This window comes from Nodosilinea sp. FACHB-141 (genome assembly GCF_014696135.1).
In the GTDB taxonomy this organism is placed as follows: domain Bacteria; phylum Cyanobacteriota; class Cyanobacteriia; order Phormidesmidales; family Phormidesmidaceae; genus Nodosilinea.
The window spans coordinates 39042-58145 of record NZ_JACJPP010000012.1 but is presented as its reverse complement, the minus strand read 5'-3'; the positions used below and the strand labels follow the sequence as shown (position 1 = coordinate 58145).

The following is a 19104-nucleotide window of genomic DNA, read 5'->3' as shown; positions in this document are numbered from 1 at the left end:
ATTGTAGAACCGCATCTCGTCAGAGCAAAGGGATGTGTGTAAGAGACAGAACTTAAGGTTGATTGCTCTCAGTTCAGTATTGAAGTCGATACAAGGCCGAGAAGCTCGCTATCTCTCCGTGATTCGGCCCAGGCATTTTTGAAAGGTGATGGTTTTTTTATCAATTTTTGGGTTTCAGCATTCAGCGTTTGCTGCATCGTCAGTGGAGGACAAAGGTTAATTCATGGCTAAAACAAAGACCCGTACGTTAAAAAGCAAGCCCCTCTACAGTGCTGACGCTGTACGAACCTACCTCCATGAGATTGGCCGAGTACCGCTGCTCACTCACGAAGAGGAGATTATCTTCGGTAAGCAGGTGCAGTCCTATATGGCGCTGCTAGAGCAAAAAGAAGGCCTGACTGAGACCTTGGGCCATGAACCCAGTCTAAACGAGTGGGCCGAAGCTGCTGGTTTAGACGAAGCTCAGCTCAACCATACTGTGCGTCAGGGCGAGCGAGCCAAGCGCAAAATGATTGAGGCAAACCTGCGTCTGGTAGTGGCGATCGCCAAAAAATACCAGAAGCGCAACCTAGAATTTCTAGACCTCATTCAAGAGGGCACCTTGGGTCTAGAGCGTGGCGTTGAGAAGTTTGACCCTACTAAGGGTTACAAATTCTCAACCTATGCCTACTGGTGGATTCGCCAAGCTATCACCCGTGCGATCGCTCAGCAGGCACGCACCATTCGACTGCCCATTCACATCACCGAAAAGCTCAACAAGATCAAGCGGGTACAGCGCGAGCTGTCTCAGCAGCTAGGCCGTAGCCCTAACGCCAACGAGATTGGTGAGGCGTTGGAGTTAGAGCCTAAGCAAATTCGCGAGTTTTTGGTGCTGGCGCGGCAGCCCATTTCGCTGGATGTGCGCATTGGTGACAACCAGGACACCGAGCTGCAAGAGCTGCTAGAAGACGACGGCATTTCGCCCGAAACCTTTACTGCTCAAGAGTCGCTGAAGCAGGACATTCGCAATCTGCTCTCTGAGCTTACCCCTCAGCAGAAAGAGGTGATTACCCTACGCTACGGCCTTGAGGATGGCAACGAGCTGTCGCTGGCCAAGGTGGGTAACCGCATGAACATTAGCCGCGAGCGGGTGCGCCAGCTAGAGCAACAGGCTCTTAAACACCTGCGCCGCCGCAAATCTACCATGCATGGCTATATCGCCAGCTAGGTGATTGCGCCAACTATTTACCGCCCCTTGCTTAGGACATGTTTTCCTGAGCAAGGGCCGGTTTTTGCGTATGTAATTTGGCTATTCACAGTAGAACTAAGCTATGTCACATGCACCCATAGGTAGTGCCCAATGGAGAGTGCGATCGCCTATTTCGCCATCTTTGAGGGGTTAGGTGGTCGTAGGCAGCGGCAGCAGCTCTGTTAAAACTCACCAGTGACGCGCTTCTCAAACTCTTGCCGCACGTCCTCAGCAATTTCTAGCGCCTTAGGATAAATGTCAGCGTGGGACTCCTTGAGCCAGGCGAGCAGACGACTGAACTGAGCGTTGCGCAATTCTAAATCGGCCTGAAAAATAGAAGCAGTAGCCATGTGCTGAGCATAGCTGGGGGGATGACCCTGCTTAACAAACTGGGCCGTTAGAGCCACAAGGGCTTCCTTGCGAACATCGGGCTGGCTAGAGGCCATTGGAAAGTCCATGTGCAATCTCTCCCTGGGTACAAAAGCCCGCGGCCGTTAGTCAAGCCTGTGACCCGAGCAATGGGCTTAGAATGCCCATCCTTCAGCTACTACCCCGATGTGCAAGAAAATGTAACTTGGCGGCCCAGCACTTAAGGCAGCGGCTATGCCCCTGTTTTAGCGACGTTTAGAGAGGACTGAGCTCTAAAGAACCACAGCCAATCGCTAATCGTCTCCAATTCGATAGGATTTGCGTTAGACCCTAGTGATGGTTATTTTTTGAAGTCCTAGCTTCTTGACGACCTCAGGAGTTACACAACTTCACAAAGATGCCGCGGTTCGTTGACGGAGTTGAAGCAAATCAGAAGTTTCTTAAGCCAGACTAGATCTGACCTTTAGCATGCGAAGAGACATGGCTGATGGTTTTTTAGCCCTGGTAGTTAATTCACGTTCCAGGTGCATATCCTCATTAGGGTGAGGTTTGCATCTTTCGCAACATCTCCTTAGGAGAGTAGCCATGAAACAAATTCCCGCCCCCTTTTGGACGCTGGTTCTCGGTATCGTTGTCACCCTGGTCAGTCTTTGGGTGGGGCAAAACCACAATCTACTACCGGAGCAGGCATCTGAGCAGGCACCCTTGGTAGATGACCTGTTTAACGTCATGATGACTATTGGTACGGCCCTGTTCATTGTGGTGCAGGGGGCGATCGTCTATTCGCTAATTCGCTTTCGCCAGCCCAAGGGCGATGAGACTGATGGTCTGCCCATCGAGGGCAACCTGCCCCTAGAGGCATTTTGGACCGCCATTCCCGCTGTGATCGTTGTGGGTTTGGGCCTATATAGTGTTGTGGTCTTTCAAGAGATGGGCGGTTTTTCGCCCGGTGGTCACCACGGACACGGGGCTATGGTGGCCATGGCTCCACAGCAGTCGGTGATCGATATTGCCCCACTAGTTGCTCAAGCGGCGGCGACTGACGAAGACATTTTTTCTAAAACCCAGGTCTATGGCTTTGGTGCCAGTCCTTTGGTGCAGATGAATCAGCCTGACGTGACGGTGAACGTCACAGGTATGCAATTCGCCTGGATTTTTCGCTACCCCGATACGGGCATTACCGATGGAGAACTGCACATTCCCGTAGGCAAAGATGTGCAGCTCAAAATTGAAGCTCAGGATGTAATCCACTCTTTTTGGGTGCCTCAGTTTCGCCTGAAGCAGGACGCCCTGCCCGGTGAACCTGGTGAACTGCGTTTTGTGGCAACCCGCGAGGGCACCTATCCGGTGGTCTGTGCTGAACTGTGTGGGTCCTACCACGGCGCTATGCGGACCCAGGTGATTGTGCACTCCCCCGAAGATTACGCCGACTGGGTAGCGAGTCGTGTAGCCGAGGCGATGCCCACCACTACTGTGGCTCAACCCGCTGATGCTGCTACCGATGCCGAATATTTGGCGGGAATTGCCCCGGATTTGGCAAAATCTCCGGTTCAGATCGCCCAGATGACCTCGATGAGCCATTAAATTCATCTCTGCTGAACGTCTCTCTGGGAGATTGCTTCCTCAAATTTTCCACAGTTTTTATAGCCGTTTAGACAACCCCAATTCATGGCTCAAGCAGATATTTCGATCAAGCCCACGGAGCTTCAGGGTGGCCACGGCCATCCGGATAAGTGGAAGTGGTACGACTACTTCACCTTTAACGTCGATCACAAGGTAATTGGTATTCAGTACCTGGTGACGTCGTTTTTGTTTTACCTGGTGGGCGGTTTTATGGCGGTGCTGATGCGCACTGAGCTGGCCACCCCCAACTCTGACTTTTTGAGCCCCGAGCTTTACAACGCCTTTTTGACGAACCACGGCACAATCATGATCTTTTTGTGGATTGTGCCGGCGGCGATCGGGGGGTTTGGCAACTTCTTGATTCCGCTGATGATTGGAGCACGGGACATGGCATTCCCTAAGCTCAATGCCATAGCCTTTTGGCTTAATCCACCTGCAGGTGCGGTACTGGCCGCCAGCTTTTTCCTAGGCGGTGGTGCCCAGTCGGGGTGGACCTCGTATCCGCCTTTGAGCGAGATTACCGCCAACCTGCCCCAGACCCTGTGGTGCGTGGCCTTAATTATGGTGGGTACTTCCTCCATTTTGGGATCGGTGAACTTCTTGGTCACGATCTGGAAGATGCGGGTGCCCAGCATGGCCTGGGATCAGATGCCGCTGTTTTGCTGGGCTATGGTAGCCACCTCAGTTTTGGCGTTGTTTGCCACCCCGGTACTGGCTGCAGCTATGGTGCTGCTGCTGTTTGACATTAACTTTGGCACCTCGTTCTTTAAGCCCGATGCGGGCGGCAACGTGGTGGTGTATCAGCACCTATTCTGGTTTTATTCGCACCCGGCGGTGTACCTGATGATTTTGCCGATTTTCGGCATTATGTCGGAGGTGATCCCGGTGCATGCTCGCAAGCCGATTTTTGGTTATAAGGCGATCGCCTATTCGTCCCTCACCATCTGTCTGGTAGGGCTATTTGTGTGGGTGCACCACATGTTCACCAGCGGCACTGCCCCCTGGATGCGGATTTTCTTCACCATCTCGACGCTAATTGTGGCGGTGCCTACGGGGATCAAAATCTTTAGCTGGGTAGCGACTCTGTGGGGCGGCAAAATTCGCTATACAACCGCCATGCTGTTTGCGGTAGGGCTGCTGTCGATGTTTGTGTTTGGCGGCCTCAGCGGCGTCACCCTAGGCGCAGCTCCCTTCGACATTCACGTGCACGATACCTACTACGTAGTAGGCCACTTCCACTACGTGCTGTACGGCGGCTCAGTGTTTGGCATTTACTCAGGGATCTACCACTGGTTCCCCAAAATCACCGGGCGCATGCTGAATGAGCCCTTGGGCAAGGTGCATTTTGTGTTGACCTTCATCGGCACCATTCTTACCTTTACCCCAATGCACAACCTGGGGATGCAGGGGATGCCCCGCCGGGTAGCCATGTATGACCCGCAGTTTGCTCACTTAAACCAGCTAGTGACGGTAGGAGCCTACATTCTGGCGGTGTCGGTGATTCCCTTCTACTTCAACGTGATCTGGAGCTGGATGAAAGGTAAGGAAGCTGGCCCCAACCCCTGGAATGCTATGACGATGGAGTGGACGACCGATTCGCCGCCGATCATCGAAAACTGGGAAGTGCTACCGGTGCTCACCCACGGCCCCTACGCCTACGGTATGGAGAGATCTGACGAGGTAGGACCAGCGGGCGAGCCGCTACCCGCGTCGCGCTCCTAGGGAGGTTATAGCCTAGCGTTGACTTCGGATTTGGGAGATCTAACTTTGGTAAGTTTTCTCACGGCGATCGCCCCAGTACCCTGCCAGTCATAGGCGATCGGGTTAGGCTTTATGACAAGTCAAGCGGGGGCGATCGCTTTGAGATCACCGCACTCCACCTCCTTATCTCCTCATTTCCCCATCTTCCCCACTCATCCTCTGCCCTTTACCCTGGATAACCCTATGCAAGGCGCAATTGACTCTACCCCTGTGGTTACTGGCCACGAGGTGGCGGCCCACGAAGAGCACCAGGATTTGCGAGTGCTGGGCCTGATTACCTTCTTGGCCTCAGAATTTTTGATGTTTGCTGGCTTCTTTGCTGTCTTTCTCGTCTTTCGCGGTAGCCATGTGCAGTGGCCCCCAGAAGAGACCGAGGTTGAGCTGCTGCTACCGGCGGTGAACACCCTGATTCTGGTGTCGAGTAGCTGGGTAATCAACCTGGGCACCAAGGCGATCAAGAAGAATGACCTAGCGGGTATGCGCAAGTGGTTTGGCATTACCGCTGCCATGGGCGCAATCTTTCTGGCTGGCCAGGTCTATGAGTACATGAACCTGGGCTACGGTCTCAAGACCAACCTGTTTAGCAACTGCTTTTACCTGACGACGGGCTTCCACGGAGCCCACGTGTTCATTGGGCTGGTGCTAATTTTGGGGGTGTTGTGGCGATCGCGCCGAGCTAACCACTACACCGACATCACCCACACTGGTCCTGAGATGGCCGAGATCTACTGGCACTTTGTGGACGTAGTGTGGATTGTGCTGTTTAGCTTGATCTACCTGCTAACGCTGATTTAGGACTATTGTCTCTAAGACGAAGAACCCCGGTTTCTCACGAAACCGGGGTTCTTTTTGCGCTACAGCCCTAGCGTTTGGGTTGGATTTAGCAAGCGTTACTTCTCTAGCGCGGTGAAGCGTTCCTTAGGAATCACTCCGTGGATGCCTTTGACGATATCCACGACCTGAGACACCTCAAAGTCGATGTCGGCACTGCCGTAGAGCAGGGCATCGGCCTTGGTCAGACCGTACTTTTCCTCCATGATGCGCAGGTATTCGCGCACCGACTTTTTCATCGCTTCGTTTAAGTCGGTGTCGAGGCCAACGGCAATCCAGGCGTCGGCGGTTTCACCCATAGGGGCAGGTAGCTCCATATCTTTGTGGAGCACTAGCTCAAAGGTCGGTAAGAGAGAACACTCGATCGCCGTTAAGGCCACTTCGCCATTGCCCTGGGCACAGTGCGGGTCGCCCGAGTAAAACAGCGCGCCGGGCACTTGCACCGGTAGGTACAGACTGCTGCCTCGTCCCAAATGCTTGATGTCGACGTTGCCGCCATAGAGGCCAGGGGGTACAGAGTTGGCCGCGTCCTCCACCGCTGCGGGGACTACGCCCATCAGACCCATAAATGGCTTGAGGGGAATTTCGAGATCCGGTAGCCCGTTAGAAGGCTTAAAGATACCAATTTCTCGCTCGGCGTCGATGGGAATGATCTTGGTGTAAATGGGGGCATCGTTTTCGGGATATTCGCCTGGTAGCGACCCCTTACCGTGGCGGTTGGAGATGACGCCGTAGGGGGCGCGGTAGGCGATGTCGAGGGTTCTGATTTCGAGCACGTCCCCGGGTTCGGCATCTTCAACGTAGATTGGCCCGGTGATGACGTGAGGGCCTGGCCCAGATTTAGGCACGGTACCCTTGATGGTGAGCTGATCGGGCAGAATGTCATTGGCCTTGATGCCGCCGCCGGTCAAAAACTCAACGGTGTCGCCCTGATCGGCCAGAATGCCTTCGTGGGAGACCGTCTCCATGCGAATGCGATCGCCCGATTTGACGGTCAGAATCGGCTCGCTATCAGGCTTAAACAACTCTCCCCAAATCACGTTGCCGGGCACTGACTGAACGTCGTAGATTTCAAACTGGGCGGCAGCGGGATCAAACCACGACGACCAGGCTGTTGCCACCAGCAGACAAACCCCAACTCCACTGACAAGCTGCAACAGCCGTTTGGACGCTTTCAGGGGCGACTGGCGCTTAATTCGCTTAAACAATTTCATTGGCTAACTGACCATAAACGCCTAATTGACCAGATCTAGTGAACAGGGTTCTAGGCGCTGCCGTTGTAATGTTTATTACCTAAATTCTGACAAAAACCACCTTTGGATTGGTCTTTGGGGAGAAAGCAGGATAAATAGCCGCTTTTGTGAGGCGCACCTCTGCAAGAACAGAAACTCTGTCGAACCTTAGTGCTGAGTAAGCCAGCCGACTGGACTATAAAAAGCGAGATTCAGTACAAAGCACTGGAAACTGAGGTTCAAGACCTCCCGCGACACCTATACCCTGCGCCTTGTACCTGAAACCCTTTCCACTTCGGATTGTTTGAAGCGCTAAATCCCCAATCGGCCTTTAAGCACCTCGTAGAGCACGCGAGAGAGTTCACGGCGCTGGAGGTTTTGGCGATCGATGGGGGTGCGACCAAAGGCTTTGTCGTAGACCTCGGGCATAGCTCGCTTGACCAAAAACGAGAGCTGTTCGCGGGTGATCGGGGCATCGGGGGCAAAGCGGTCATGGCCGACTCCAGCGATCATGCCGTGGGCATAGAGGGTTTCGATGGGCATGTAGGCCCAGTGCTTGCCGGGGAGCACGTCCTTAAACGTTGGCCCTGAGGTGGACGGGTCAGGCAGCTTAGTGGGCAGCTTGAGCACGTTGACCAGAGCCGTGGCCACCACCGCCCGGTTGACCGGAGCGTGGGGTCTAAAGTTGAGATTCTTCGGGTTTTCGCTGCGGATAATGCCCGCCGCCGCCAGCACTTGGATGGCCTCAAAATCGGCGTCATCGTGGCTGACATCGTTGAACCAAAAGATGGGAATGCCGTTGCGGGCCATGAAGCCCTGAATCTTACGAATGTGCTGCTCTTCGGTAGCCAACACTCTAGGATCCAATCCTGTCCACACAGCAAACACCGCGAGGAAGCCGCTGGCTTCGCCGATCGCCCACTCCATTGGGTGCATGCGGTAGGCGGCGTTGGTGATATGGGTGGTGCCTAGGCTCTTGGCCGATAGCACCAGGCCATCGGTATCCCTGGGCACTAGGGAGCCTAGGGGCAGGCTAAAGGGCAGGGCCACCACATCTTTACCCCGAGGGCTGACGTGACCCTTGGCGTCATTGCCGTGCAGATCCATGTAGTGGTATTGGCCAATGCCTACCGAATCGTCGAAGCACCGCGCCCGCGCCTGATCGGGGAAAAAGGTTTCGGCCACATCCTCATGGCGAACGGTGGCTAAGGCAATGCCGCGGCGGGCTTCGCGAATGTAGGGTTCGAGGGCGATGCCGTCATTGGTCCAAGTGAGGTCGCCCCGGGGTTTGAGGTCGGCGGCCCCGTGGGTTTGCAGATAGTGAACATAGGCTCGTGCCCGCTGCCGCGCCCGCTGGATGTGCAGCTGCCGCTCTTCGCGGCTAACACCCACCAGTCGTCCTGGGCGGTAGTCGTTGCCGCAGCAAAAAGCGCGATCGGGCTCGCTAGAGGTGCCCCAGTTGAGCACGGCAACATCGCCAGGAACGACCTTTTTCTCGTTGGTTTGCGACCTGAGCAGCCTTCGATAGCGAAAAATGCCAAAATCGCTAAAGAAACCCCACTTTTGCCACTGGTCGGGCTTAGCTTTGGTCCAGAAGTTGCTGGTGAATTCTTTGAGGCCAACCCAGCCTTCGGTTTCAAACCCGTCGGGCTTGCCGATGGGCACTCCCTTGCCCCGCGCCGTGTGCTCGACTACCACGTCGAAGGTGATCGACTGCTGGCACTGGGGACGGGCATCTTCGGGCAGAATGGCCTCGCCAGTTTCGTGGCGGGCCTCCTGCCCCACGCGGGAGGGAATGTTGCCGACTTCTAGCAGGTCGCCTAGGTCAGTGGCTTCGACGGTGACTTTGGCACTGACGGTGAAGGTGTAGCCCGCCTGGGTATCGCGGCAGACAACGGCCTGCACGCGCGATCGCCCGTTCACTGTCTGCATCACCACCTGCACCGGCTCCGCAAACGGAATCAGGGTGAGGCGACCGTCGCGTAGATAGGGTAGCAGCGCCTCATTCATTGCCGTCGCGGCCACCACTGGGGTGGTCGCCAGCGGGCTGACCCATCCGCCGCCGGGGTTAGCCACCTTTTGGCCACCCACCGGTTGCAGCTCGCGCTGGCGATCGCGAAAGGCTCGCTGCGCTTTAGAAATCGCAAATTCTTCGCCATCGACGGTGTAGAGCGTAGCCTTGGCCTGGAGCAGGTCGCCGTCGTCGGAGGCGGGCAGCGCCTGGGCAGTAAACTGTCCCCCCACGACTTTGTGGGGCTGCACCAGGCACACATCTAAATTCAGCCGCAGGGCGGTCAGTGTCGTAGTGTAGGCCGCCGTCGAGCCACCGACAACAAGAATCGAGCAGGTTAGCGCTGCGCCGCTGACCGGGCGAGTAAAAGCCCCCTCCGAAAAAACGCCATTTCGCTGGGTGATCGGGTTAGAGGCATTGGCCATAGTGAGGGTAAGACTTTAGATTGCAACGATTTTAGGCTAGGCGGCCCGTGGTGCGCTAGAGCTGCCCACGGGCGACACGAAGATTTAGGGCACGAATAGTTGGTTGACAGACCGTCAGCCAAAAGTAAGAGACCGGGTGGTTGCAATATGTAACTAAATTGCTAAACCAGATCTACCCGCTGAGCGAGGTCTCACTGTCTCTGCTAGCTCTATAACAAGACAAGCACCAACACTTTACTAATTACTGGTGAGTGTGACTTTTCTCGGGAGACTTTTCATGACTGTTAATGCGATCGCGTCCAAGCTTCAGCGCCTTTTGTGCGTTGGTCTCGCTACTTTGGTAATTGGCTCTGGCCTGTTGTTTGGCTTTAGCACCCCAGCAGCAGCTCTGGGCAACGAAGCCGGAGACATTGTGCAACAGCGGGCTGAGCGTGAACTTGACCGCATTACCAAGGACGGCGACACCGTCAACCAGGTCAAGCTCCGGCTCCAAGAAGGCCTAGGTGGTGTGCCCGCTGATGTAGACAAGGGCACCGATCGCGGCCTCAGCGAGCGCGAGATTAACCGGGCTAAGCAGGGTCTTGATCGCGGCCAGAACGCTGTTGAAGATGCCGGTAACGCCGCCAAAGACTCCGCTGAAGGCGTCGTGGACTCCGTCAAAGGCTTCTTTAAGCGGTAGAGCGGTTGCCTCGGCAAAATTGCTTTTAATTTTTCACTTTCGCTGATTTGCTTGTAGCAGCTTCAACTTTGGAGCTGCTTTTTTGTCAGGTTTTGAGGGCTACCCTAAACCCGAAAGCGCTGCCTGGACAGTCTTGATAGTGCCGACGCCCCCGGTTCCTGTGGTTCAAACGATTTAGATTTAGACTGGAAGCAGTATTCTGTGGCCTTTTGCGGCATTTTATGAGCCTGACTGAACAAATGCTTTCTGGCCTAGCAGGCCATCCTTTAGCAGGGCTTCAGCGGGCTGACGACCTGTGGCTGCGCTACCGCACCGGCAACCTATCCAAGCCACAGGTTATTCACCAGGCTGAAACGCCGCTGGAATCGGTTGAATGGGATGTCGTGATTTGCGGCGGCACTCTAGGGGTGCTGGTGGGAACAGGGCTCGCCCAGCGAGGGTGGCGAGTGGCGCTGCTAGAGCGCGGCCAGTTGCAGGGCCGCGAGCAAGAGTGGAATATTTCGCGACGCGAGCTGACCGCCCTAATAGATCTAGGCTTGCTGACAACAGCAGAATTAGAGGAAGTTATCGCCTCAGAATACAACCCGGCCCGCATTCAGTTTGGCGATGGCGAGCCGCTGTGGGTTGAGGACGTGCTCAACGTCGGGGTTGACCCCAAGGGCTTGCTAGAACGGCTTAAGGCCAAGTTTTTAGCCGCTGGGGGCCAGCTGTTTGAGCACACCGCCTTTGACTCTGCCCAGGTGCACCCCAATGGCGTAGAGGTAAAAGCTGGCCAGCCATTTACCACTCGCCTGCTGATTGACGCGATGGGCCACTTTTCACCCCTGGTGCAGCAGGCGCGGGGCACCGCCAAGCCCGATGCGGTGTGTTTGGTGGTGGGCACCTGCGCCCAGGGCTACTCCCAGAACGACACAGGCGATTTGCTCGCGTCGTTTACGCCCCTCCGGCACCAGTGCCAATACTTTTGGGAGGCGTTTCCGGCGCGGGACGGGCGCACCACCTACATGTTTACCTACATGGACGCCGACCCTCGCCGCCTGAGCCTAATGGACTTTTTTGAAGAGTACTGGACGCTGCTGCCGGAATATCAGGGGGTGAGTCTGGAGGATCTGCGGGTACAGCGGGCGTTGTTTGGCTTCTTTCCCTGTTATAAAGAGAGCCCGCTGCGATATCCGTGGGGGCGCACCCTGGCGGTGGGCGACAGCAGTGGCAGCCAGTCGCCCCTGAGTTTTGGCGGCTTTGGAGCGATGATTCGCCATTTGGAGCGGTTGGTGACGGGCATTGATGAGGCTTTGGGGTGCGATCGCCTCAGCTCCACGGCCCTAGGTGCGCTCCAGCCCTACCAACCCAACCTATCGGTCACCTGGCTATTTCAAAAATCGATGAGCGTGGGGGTTGATCAAACCCTCTCTGAACAGCACATCAACACCATGTTGACGGCGATCTTTGCCGCCATGGCTGAGCTGGGCGAGCCCACCCTCAAACCCTTTTTGCAGGATGTGGTGCAGTTTCCGGCCCTGGCCAAAACCCTGGCGGTGACATCCATCAAATATCCAGCGCTGGTGGCTAAGATTATTCCCCAGGTAGGGTTAGGGGCTTTGGTCAGCTGGCTGGGGCACTATAGCAGCCTGGCAGGGTATAGCGCTTTGGAACCCCTGGTCCGTGCCCTGAGTCCAGTAATTGAGTCATTGCCACCGGTGCCGCGATACTATAGCCATCGGTGGCGCGATCGACTGTTTTATGGCAGCGGAAAGGATTACGACGTTTAAATGACCCATTCTGCATTGTCCCGAGAGCGCCTCTACCAAGAACTGCAACGGCCAACAGCTCAGGTGAGCTTGGCCCGAGCGGCGCTGTATATTGCCCAAGAAGACTACCCTCATCTGGTGGTGGATGACTATCTGGCAATGCTCGATCGCATGGCCGAGACCCTGCGGCAGCGATTACCGCAGGATCGTTACCCGCTCAAGATCATTGGCGCGATCAACGACTATCTGTTTAGCGAACTCAACTTTAGCGGCAACAGCGTTGACTACTACGACCCGCGCAACAGCTTTCTCAACGACGTCCTTGAGCGGCGGGTGGGTATTCCAATCACGCTGTCGCTGGTGTATTTAGAACTAGCCGATCGCATTGGCTTCCCGATGGCGGGGGTGAGCATGCCGGGGCATTTCTTGATTCGCCCTACCGTGAACGAAATGGATGTTTTTGTCGATCCATTCAATCGGGGCGAAATTATGTTTGAGCAAGACTGCCGCGAGCGGCTCAAGCAGATGTTTGGTGACCCCACCCAGCTAGAGCCCCAGCACCTAAGTCCGATTACTCCGGCCACCTTTCTGGTGCGCATTCTGACTAACCTGAAGCTAATTTACCTGCAAAATAGAGATGTACCCAAGGCGCTAGATGCCATCAACCGCATCTTGCTGATCGCCCCAGAGGCGGTGGGCGAATGGCGCGATCGCGGCCTGATTCACTATCAGCAGGGATTGCTCGATCAGGCTCGGCTTGACCTAGAGCGCTACCTTCACCAGCATCCCAATGCCGGCGATGCCTTTGAAATTCGCCGAGTGATTGAGCAAATCGAGCGCGTGCAAGACGAACCATGACCAACACCCTCAAAGCTCCTCAACAAAAGCCTGAATCTTCTACAACTGGAGCGTCGCCTTTGCTGACGTTCTATCGTTCGTCCATTGGCAAAAAGTTAATCACTGGCTTCACTGGGCTGGCGCTGGTCACCTTTGTGCTGGTGCACATGGCTGGCAATCTGCTGCTGTTTGTCGGCCGCGATGCCTACAATGCCTACGCTCTGCTGGTGAGCAACTTTCATGTTGTCTACTACACCTTTGAGCTGGCGCTAGCGGCGATCGTGCTGCTCCACGCCTGGGTTGGCATTGAGATCTTCTGGCGCAAGCGGCAGGCGCGGCCCGAGGGCTACAGCACCTACGAGTCAGCGGGTGGCTCTAGCTACCAAACTCTCAGCTCGCGCACGATGATCATCACCGGCCTGGCGCTGGCGGTGTTTTTAGTCATTCACCTGCGGACGTTTAGGTTTGGCACCTACTACCCCACTGAGTTGGGCGGCGACACCGTGCGCGATCTGGCCCGGTTGGTGATTGAAAAGTTTCAGGAGCTGCCCTACGTGGTGGGCTATACGGTCATTTTGGTGCTGCTGGCCTCTCATCTGCGCCACGGGTTTTGGAGCGCGCTGCAATCGATGGGGCTATTAGATAAAGGGATTCGGCCCTTGGCCTACGGAACGAGTGCGGTGGTTGGCGTTGGCGTTGCGGCAGGCTTTTTGCTGCTGCCCTGGGCGATTTATTTGGGTCTGGTGAGCTAGGGGCGATTGCACCTCAAATCAGCGAGTTTGCCCTCTCCCCAAACCCCTCTCCCAACCTTGGGAGAGGGGCTTTGAGTCGTTGTGGTTTACCTTTTTCCAGTTCGGAGTCTGCTTAATGGCTAAGTGGAGGGGGCAATGGTTGACCTGCCGTGCCTCAGTGGCGCTCAGCTGCATCGCATTGACGATCTGAGGGTGCAGATTGCTTCGCAGCGCTGTGCAAACGTTAAACTACTGTGCCAGATCGCTAAACAGCTGTGCCACATTGGCGATCTGCTGTGCCACATTACTAAACAGCTGTGCCAGTTTGGCGATCTGAGGATGCAGATCACTAAACAGCTATGCCACATTGGCGATCTGCTATGCCGCATTGGCGATCTAAGGGCGCAGATCGCCTTGCAGCGCTGCGCGAACGCTAAACAGCTGTGCCAGTTTGCGACTAGAAACCAGGTGCCCGCTGCTTGTAGCCCAGTTTGGGTAAGAACAGCAGGCACACGGCTTCTTGGTGAGAAACTACTCAATCAGCAAGATCTTGGTCAGTATCGCCATCCACTGGTTGGGTTGGTCGGTGGGGATGGGGTCACTCCAGTCGTTGGGGTCGGCGTAGCCGTAAGCGTGGAGGATTTTGATCGTGCGGTCTATGGCGGCGCGGCTGCCGTAGAGCAGGTGGCGCAATCGCTCAGAGCGAGGCTGGGGCTGAGAATGCTGGGCAGGCGGAAAGTTTGACGCACCAGATGCGTCGGGTTCGAGGTATTCAAACATCGGTTCTGTCTCCAGTTGTGGTTGAGGAAGACAGAACGCGAAAACCCCAGCCACCCGCAGTTGAAGTGCAAACTGAGGGGGCTAGGGTACGATGAGCCTAGCCTCGCAATCTGCCTGCTAGATTTGCGGGGTTAGCTGTCTGTCGGTGTTCCCGCACCTTCAGGCAGCGCCAAGATTTTCGAGTTCTGTGTGGTCACCGCTCTGGTCGAACGGCTTAGTGAATGAGTGTACTGGTGCGATCGCTACCCGTCAACAGTGGAAGAGCAATCGGGGTCACAGATGCTCTTGGAGATTGCAAACCCAAAAGCTATTGGAGAAGCACCCAGTGAGAGGGCTTATCCAGCATAATTGACCGATAAGACACCTAAATTTAGGTGTTAATCCTCAAAAGTGACCGATAACACTCTGAAATAAGGGGCTTATCCAGCAGATTTGACACTTAATACAGAGTTAGACGGCAAGAGCCTCTTAATATTAAAAGCTACCAAAAATCCATATGAGTACAGACACTCAAACTGAGTACATCACCGCTTTGATTAATTTACACTGTGGACGCGATCGTAAAGGGCCAGGTGACTCTGACTTCTCGCGCCACATTTTGAGCCATCTTTCTACTTTGCCGATCAAGCCGCGAATTGCCGATCTTGGATGTGGAAGCGGTGCTGGTGCATTGCTGCTTGCACAACACTACCAAAGCACGGTCATGGCAGTTGATTCTTCTTCGGTTTTTATCGACGAATTGGCAACGCGTGCAAAACAGCTTGGTCTTGAGCATTTAATCATTCCGATTCAGGGTGATATGGCTCAACTTGATTGGTCAGCGGGTTCAGTTGACCTGCTTTGGTCTGAGGGAGCGGTTTATCATATTGGGTTTGAGCAGGGTCTTAAACTCTGGCGACCGCTTCTTACTAACAGCGGTATTGCCGTTATATCTGAGATGAATTGGTTTATTGATGATGCACCAGATCCTGTGAGCGCGTATTGGCAAAATGCCTATCCGATGATGGGGACTGAAGCTGAGAATATCGCTCGGGCAAGTCGGTCTGGCTTTAGCGTACTCTCTACGCATCGGCTGCCGAGTCAGGCTTGGTGGGTCAATTACTATGAACCGCTTCGTGAGCGAATACAGCAGATCAAAATCACCCCAATTACTCAATCCGTTATTCGTGAAACTGAAGAAGAGATGCGACTGTTTGAAAAATTCAGCGACTCTTATGGTTATACGTTCTATGTTCTGCAAGCAGCTTAGAAAAAAGCCGTCCGTCTAACAATTCAAATGCAGGCGGACGGTTGAAAGCCTCTGGTGCTAAGTTCGAGTTTATCTGCCGCCGCTAATTTGATTTGTTATGCCTCTACTGATCGCTGGTGTTAACGTAGTAACACGCCATGGCAGCGGACTGTTGGTTCAAGCTGGTGGCAAAGTAAAATCAATTACAGCCGCTACATTTAGCGTTATCTCACCTATGGGTGTGCCGCTCGACGTTTTCAGACTTTACCGAATTTTGGGCAATCCGACCCCGCATTATGTGTTGGCAAAAGCTGTGCGTCCGGACTTTCCAAACTGGAACCAAACAGCTGAGGACGCGGCGATCGACGAGGTAGAGCGACGACTCAATACAGTAGTGGAGAAGCAAGTTGGTCCGCTCGCTGCAAGAAATGCGGAAATTATCGCAACTTGGGAGGGGGGACTGCCCGCCGGCGATTGTTTCTACGAGACTGCGTCAGGCATCAACGTGCCAATCTGGTTTGCACTCGACGCAGTGCATCCAGGATATTTTGTCTTTGGCATGCATCCCAACGAGGCGACTTTCTGGCAATCCATCGAAGAGCTGTCGCGGGACGGTGAGATTTGTCCAATCACGGATTACGTCCGTCCCGCAAAAAACGTGAAAGTTCGCTTCGTTCAGTTATGACTAGCTCCTGTAGCGAGTAGGTTGGGTTTCGCTATCGCCAACCCCAACGAAACCATTGCTAGCGCCGGGTTATTGCCTTTGACAAAGCTGCACAACCTAACTGACAGGGATTGCAAACCCAAAAGCTGCTATACAAGCATCCAGTAAGAGGGCTTATTCAGGCTAATTGACGGATAAGGCCCCCAGACTCAGGCGTTAACCACCAAAAGCGAGCGATAACACCCTAGAATTAGGGGCTTATTCAGCAGTTTTAGCGCTTAATACGTAATTAGATCACTTGGGTTCATTGTGCAGGACGTAGTTGTCAAACCATTGGTAGGGCATTCAGCACTTGTAAGAATGTGTACCTAATATTTACTTGTCACACTACAGATATAGTTGCTTTATTAAACGTAGTTGGGATGGTGCATGACAGTCCTACAGAAGCTGAAGCAACAAGCCAAGCGATTAAAAACAGAGTTGTACGCGCTGTATTTGGCATATCGTGATCCTCGCGTACCTTGGTATGCACGAGTCTTTACAGCCTGTGTTGTTGGCTACGCTTTTAGCCCTATTGACTTGATCCCCGATCCTATCCCGATTTTGGGCTATCTCGATGATTTAATTCTTGTTCCAATCGGTATTACGCTTGCACTCAAGATGATTCCTCTAGAGGTAATGGCAGAATGCCGAGTACGGTCGCAGTCTACTACACAACGCAATAAGCCAAAGAATTGAATAGCAGCAGGAATAATTTTGATTATTTGGGTTCTGCTTGCAGTGTTTGCAGTTCGTTTTATGCTCCACTTTCTAAACAAATAAGCTCAGAGGATGCTCTCATTTGTCAAAATCATGCCCTAATATCAACTTCCAGAAGCTAGAAACCCACTCTCGCGGCACAAACCGAGGCAGCGTAGCCAGAATAGGATTAATTAGACTGCCAGGAATCACGATCGGCTCTCGTTTCTCAAATGCCTCAAGGGCATCTTGTACAACAGTCTTAACCGGCGTATCGATTTTTTCAGCGACGTTAATCAGGGACGACGGAAATCCCGCTTCTTTGAAGAACTTAATGCCAGCTGGTCCTGGACAAACAGCTAGTACATGCACGCCGTAGCTGCGATTCTCGGCCCACAATGCTTCGCTAAAGCTGAGAGTAAATGCTTTTGTTGCCGCGTAGATCGAGAAGTAGGGCATAGACTGAAACGCAGCCACTGAAGACATATTGATTATCCCTCCAGTTCGACGCTGCCGCATTCCAGGCAAGAAGCGATGGCTCAAATCCACAATCGTTGCAATATTAAGCTGCACCATCTTAAGCTGAAGGTCTCGATTGCTTTCGGTGAAATCACCGTAATCTCCAACTCCAGCATTGTTGACCAATAGGTCGATCGATCGCCCAAGCTGCTGCACAGTTTGAAAGATAGTTTCTGTTGCGTTCGGTGCTGTCAAATCTTGGACGATAATGTCTACTTGGATTTGATGTTGATGCCTGAGGGAATTAGCAAGTTCCTGTAACTTGTCCTGGGAACGAGCGACCAGCACAAGATCGGTTTGATGCGCTGCTAATTGTTGGGCAAATGCTGCACCAATGCCAGCAGAGGCTCCGGTGATCAAGGCTGTCGTCATACAAATTTATTTTTCACTCTACTAAAGTAGGTTCAGCTAAGTTTATGATTTCTGCATCATTCCGAAGAGCTATTACTAAGATAATTAGGGGAGCAGTAATACAGTAGCTATGTTTAACTACTCGGTTGCAGCTAACAGACAGACACTCTGGCGCAATTCTAAGGGGTGCTCCGTACCGCTGAAATGACCCGTCATTAGGCTGCTTGCAATCAATCGATGAAGCGTTGGGCTAGGGCAGCCTAGTAACCTCATCACTCCAAATTGTGTCTATGGGGCGAGGGCCGAAGACTTGTTTGAAGGGCGATCGCGACTAACCACCCTTACTCCTTGTTGGCTAACCCAAAAGACAGTGCAATCGCAAATCCCTTGTAGATACTGTTTAGGCCGGTTGAAAGCAGAGGTTATTAGCATCTGGTAATTGCGATCGTTAGGCTCACAGTTAGCTATCGGTGGAAGAATCCTGTGGTTTGTCGATTTTGTATTGTGCCATTCGACTAACGAGAGCAAGCACACAATCCGTCAAGGAGCAGGAAAATGGGCAACCGGAGTTCTCAAATGGTCCCCACCATCACCGCCTTTGAACAGTCGCCCGATCGCGGCCAAGGACTAGCGCGTGACATGCCCGTGCGCTGGGCGCTTGAGGAAGTGGGCCAGCCCTATAACGTTCGTCTTGTTTCATTCAGCGCAATGAAAGAAACTACCCATCGTGCGCTTCATCCTTTTGGGCAAATACCGACCTATGAAGAAGGCGATCTCGCCTTGTTTGAGTCGGGGGCGATCGTGCTCCATATTGCGGAGCGCCATGCGGGTCTGCTGCCACAAGATGCCAATGCTCGGGCGCGCGCCATCACTTGGATGTTTGCCGCGATCGCCACGGTAGAGCCGCCCATAGTGCAGCGCGAAGCCGCGATGTACTTGGAGCGCGACAAGACCTGGTACGAAGAGCGTCTGCCCCTCATCGAGGATCGCATCCGCAGCCGGTTAGATGACCTTTCCATGCGGCTTGGCGATGCCGATTGGCTCGACGATGTTTTCAGCGCCGGTGACTTACTGATGGTGCAGGTGCTGCGCAGACTGGGCGGCTCAAATATTTTGGAGCAATATCCGACCCTCGCCGCCTACGTCGCCCGTGGCGAAGCGCGACCCGCCTTCAAACGTGCTTTTGACGCTCAATTAGCAGTTTTCACTGGGCAAGCAACCGGCTGATAACAGAAGGGGCGAAATCAGAGCCAACTTGCCCTACTCTTTTCAAGAGCAAGGGACAAACCCGGAAAACCAGCGCACGTCCATGGCTAGCTTACGTCTACACTGTATGCCCAGCACTTTGG

At 54.0% G+C, this 19104-nt stretch carries 16 protein-coding genes and 1 pseudogene; 12 read left to right on the top strand and 5 right to left on the bottom strand.

Annotation, left to right across the window (positions count from 1 at the left end):
* Positions 1–223: 223 nt before the first annotated feature.
* On the top strand, positions 224–1207 hold the full coding sequence (locus H6F59_RS12685) for an RNA polymerase sigma factor, RpoD/SigA family (protein ID WP_190700097.1): 984 nt from the start codon (positions 224–226) through the stop codon (positions 1205–1207).
* Positions 1208–1410: 203 nt separating this feature from the next.
* Here H6F59_RS12685 and H6F59_RS12680 read toward each other — a convergent pair whose 3' ends face one another.
* Positions 1411–1686 (bottom strand): hypothetical protein, encoded by a 276-nt coding sequence (locus H6F59_RS12680; protein WP_190700094.1) that lies wholly within the window; start codon positions 1684–1686, stop codon positions 1411–1413.
* Between the two features lie 496 nt (positions 1687–2182).
* Here H6F59_RS12680 and H6F59_RS12675 point away from each other — a divergent pair, with 496 nt between their 5' ends.
* The 3 genes from H6F59_RS12675 (at position 2183) to H6F59_RS12665 (ending at position 5776) form a co-directional block, all read left to right on the top strand.
* Complete coding sequence (locus H6F59_RS12675) at positions 2183–3181, top strand: cytochrome c oxidase subunit II (protein WP_190700090.1); 999 nt, start codon at positions 2183–2185, stop codon at positions 3179–3181.
* An 84-nt stretch (positions 3182–3265) separates the two neighbouring features.
* On the top strand, positions 3266–4942 hold the full coding sequence (ctaD, locus tag H6F59_RS12670) for a cytochrome c oxidase subunit I (protein WP_190516400.1): 1677 nt from the start codon (positions 3266–3268) through the stop codon (positions 4940–4942).
* A gap of 222 nt (positions 4943–5164) precedes the next feature.
* Complete coding sequence (locus H6F59_RS12665) at positions 5165–5776, top strand: heme-copper oxidase subunit III (RefSeq protein WP_190700777.1); 612 nt, start codon at positions 5165–5167, stop codon at positions 5774–5776.
* 95 nt (positions 5777–5871) lie between these two features.
* Here the strand turns inward: H6F59_RS12665 and H6F59_RS12660 are convergent, their stop codons facing one another.
* Positions 5872–7026: an acetamidase/formamidase family protein gene (locus tag H6F59_RS12660; protein WP_190700086.1), complete on the bottom strand. Its 1155-nt coding sequence runs from the start codon at positions 7024–7026 to the stop codon at positions 5872–5874.
* A 330-nt stretch (positions 7027–7356) separates the two neighbouring features.
* Complete coding sequence (locus tag H6F59_RS12655; RefSeq protein ID WP_190700083.1) at positions 7357–9480, bottom strand: FAD-dependent oxidoreductase; 2124 nt, start codon at positions 9478–9480, stop codon at positions 7357–7359.
* A gap of 277 nt (positions 9481–9757) precedes the next feature.
* Here H6F59_RS12655 and H6F59_RS12650 point away from each other — a divergent pair, with 277 nt between their 5' ends.
* The 4 genes from H6F59_RS12650 to H6F59_RS12635 all read left to right on the top strand — a co-directional run bounded on the left by H6F59_RS12650 (position 9758) and on the right by H6F59_RS12635 (position 13496).
* Complete coding sequence (locus tag H6F59_RS12650; protein WP_190700078.1) at positions 9758–10159, top strand: hypothetical protein; 402 nt, start codon at positions 9758–9760, stop codon at positions 10157–10159.
* Positions 10160–10380: 221 nt separating this feature from the next.
* Complete coding sequence (locus H6F59_RS12645; RefSeq protein ID WP_190700075.1) at positions 10381–11928, top strand: NAD(P)/FAD-dependent oxidoreductase; 1548 nt, start codon at positions 10381–10383, stop codon at positions 11926–11928.
* Positions 11929–12765: a SirB1 family protein gene (locus H6F59_RS12640; protein ID WP_190700073.1), complete on the top strand. Its 837-nt coding sequence runs from the start codon at positions 11929–11931 to the stop codon at positions 12763–12765.
* A complete protein-coding gene (locus H6F59_RS12635) occupies positions 12762–13496 on the top strand; it encodes a succinate dehydrogenase cytochrome b subunit (RefSeq protein WP_190700070.1) in 735 nt (244 codons plus the stop codon). The genes H6F59_RS12640 and H6F59_RS12635 overlap by 4 nt, the downstream gene beginning before the upstream one ends.
* A 510-nt stretch (positions 13497–14006) precedes the next feature.
* Here the strand turns inward: H6F59_RS12635 and H6F59_RS12630 are convergent.
* On the bottom strand, positions 14007–14255 hold the full coding sequence (locus tag H6F59_RS12630) for a hypothetical protein (protein ID WP_190700067.1): 249 nt from the start codon (positions 14253–14255) through the stop codon (positions 14007–14009).
* A gap of 496 nt (positions 14256–14751) precedes the next feature.
* On the opposite strand from H6F59_RS12630, the gene H6F59_RS12625 reads away from it, so the two are divergent.
* The 3 genes and pseudogenes from H6F59_RS12625 to H6F59_RS27655 all read left to right on the top strand — a co-directional run.
* On the top strand, positions 14752–15504 hold the full coding sequence (locus tag H6F59_RS12625; RefSeq protein WP_190700064.1) for a cyclopropane-fatty-acyl-phospholipid synthase family protein: 753 nt from the start codon (positions 14752–14754) through the stop codon (positions 15502–15504).
* A 97-nt stretch (positions 15505–15601) separates the two neighbouring features.
* On the top strand, positions 15602–16168 hold the full coding sequence (locus H6F59_RS12620) for a hypothetical protein (RefSeq protein WP_190700053.1): 567 nt from the start codon (positions 15602–15604) through the stop codon (positions 16166–16168).
* 408 nt (positions 16169–16576) lie between these two features.
* Positions 16577–16882: pseudogene (locus H6F59_RS27655) on the top strand (YkvA family protein); the annotation flags it as partial.
* A gap of 102 nt (positions 16883–16984) precedes the next feature.
* On the opposite strand, the gene H6F59_RS12610 reads toward H6F59_RS27655, so the two are convergent.
* The gene (locus H6F59_RS12610) at positions 16985–17776 is read right to left on the bottom strand and encodes an SDR family oxidoreductase (RefSeq protein ID WP_190700045.1); all 792 of its coding nucleotides are present in this window, start codon (positions 17774–17776) and stop codon (positions 16985–16987) included.
* A 555-nt stretch (positions 17777–18331) separates the two neighbouring features.
* Between H6F59_RS12610 and H6F59_RS12605 the strand changes: the two genes are divergently transcribed.
* Positions 18332–18982 carry a glutathione S-transferase family protein gene (locus H6F59_RS12605; RefSeq protein WP_190700772.1) on the top strand — a complete coding sequence of 217 codons (651 nt, stop codon included), beginning with the start codon at positions 18332–18334 and terminating at the stop codon, positions 18980–18982.
* The last annotated feature ends 122 nt before the right edge of the window (positions 18983–19104 follow it).

What these genes read in the sequence shown, in the direction of transcription:
- H6F59_RS12685 (WP_190700097.1), top strand. Translation starts at nt 224, where the DNA reads ATGGCTAAAACAAAGACCCGTACGTTAAAAAGCAAGCCCCTCTACAGT.
- H6F59_RS12680 (WP_190700094.1), bottom strand. Translation starts at nt 1,686, where the DNA reads ATGGACTTTCCAATGGCCTCTAGCCAGCCCGATGTTCGCAAGGAAGCC.
- H6F59_RS12675 (WP_190700090.1), top strand. Translation starts at nt 2,183, where the DNA reads ATGAAACAAATTCCCGCCCCCTTTTGGACGCTGGTTCTCGGTATCGTT.
- ctaD (WP_190516400.1), top strand. Translation starts at nt 3,266, where the DNA reads ATGGCTCAAGCAGATATTTCGATCAAGCCCACGGAGCTTCAGGGTGGC.
- H6F59_RS12665 (WP_190700777.1), top strand. Translation starts at nt 5,165, where the DNA reads ATGCAAGGCGCAATTGACTCTACCCCTGTGGTTACTGGCCACGAGGTG.
- H6F59_RS12660 (WP_190700086.1), bottom strand. Translation starts at nt 7,026, where the DNA reads ATGAAATTGTTTAAGCGAATTAAGCGCCAGTCGCCCCTGAAAGCGTCC.
- H6F59_RS12655 (WP_190700083.1), bottom strand. Translation starts at nt 9,480, where the DNA reads ATGGCCAATGCCTCTAACCCGATCACCCAGCGAAATGGCGTTTTTTCG.
- H6F59_RS12650 (WP_190700078.1), top strand. Translation starts at nt 9,758, where the DNA reads ATGACTGTTAATGCGATCGCGTCCAAGCTTCAGCGCCTTTTGTGCGTT.
- H6F59_RS12645 (WP_190700075.1), top strand. Translation starts at nt 10,381, where the DNA reads ATGAGCCTGACTGAACAAATGCTTTCTGGCCTAGCAGGCCATCCTTTA.
- H6F59_RS12640 (WP_190700073.1), top strand. Translation starts at nt 11,929, where the DNA reads ATGACCCATTCTGCATTGTCCCGAGAGCGCCTCTACCAAGAACTGCAA.
- H6F59_RS12635 (WP_190700070.1), top strand. Translation starts at nt 12,762, where the DNA reads ATGACCAACACCCTCAAAGCTCCTCAACAAAAGCCTGAATCTTCTACA.
- H6F59_RS12630 (WP_190700067.1), bottom strand. Translation starts at nt 14,255, where the DNA reads ATGTTTGAATACCTCGAACCCGACGCATCTGGTGCGTCAAACTTTCCG.
- H6F59_RS12625 (WP_190700064.1), top strand. Translation starts at nt 14,752, where the DNA reads ATGAGTACAGACACTCAAACTGAGTACATCACCGCTTTGATTAATTTA.
- H6F59_RS12620 (WP_190700053.1), top strand. Translation starts at nt 15,602, where the DNA reads ATGCCTCTACTGATCGCTGGTGTTAACGTAGTAACACGCCATGGCAGC.
- H6F59_RS12610 (WP_190700045.1), bottom strand. Translation starts at nt 17,776, where the DNA reads ATGACGACAGCCTTGATCACCGGAGCCTCTGCTGGCATTGGTGCAGCA.
- H6F59_RS12605 (WP_190700772.1), top strand. Translation starts at nt 18,332, where the DNA reads ATGGTCCCCACCATCACCGCCTTTGAACAGTCGCCCGATCGCGGCCAA.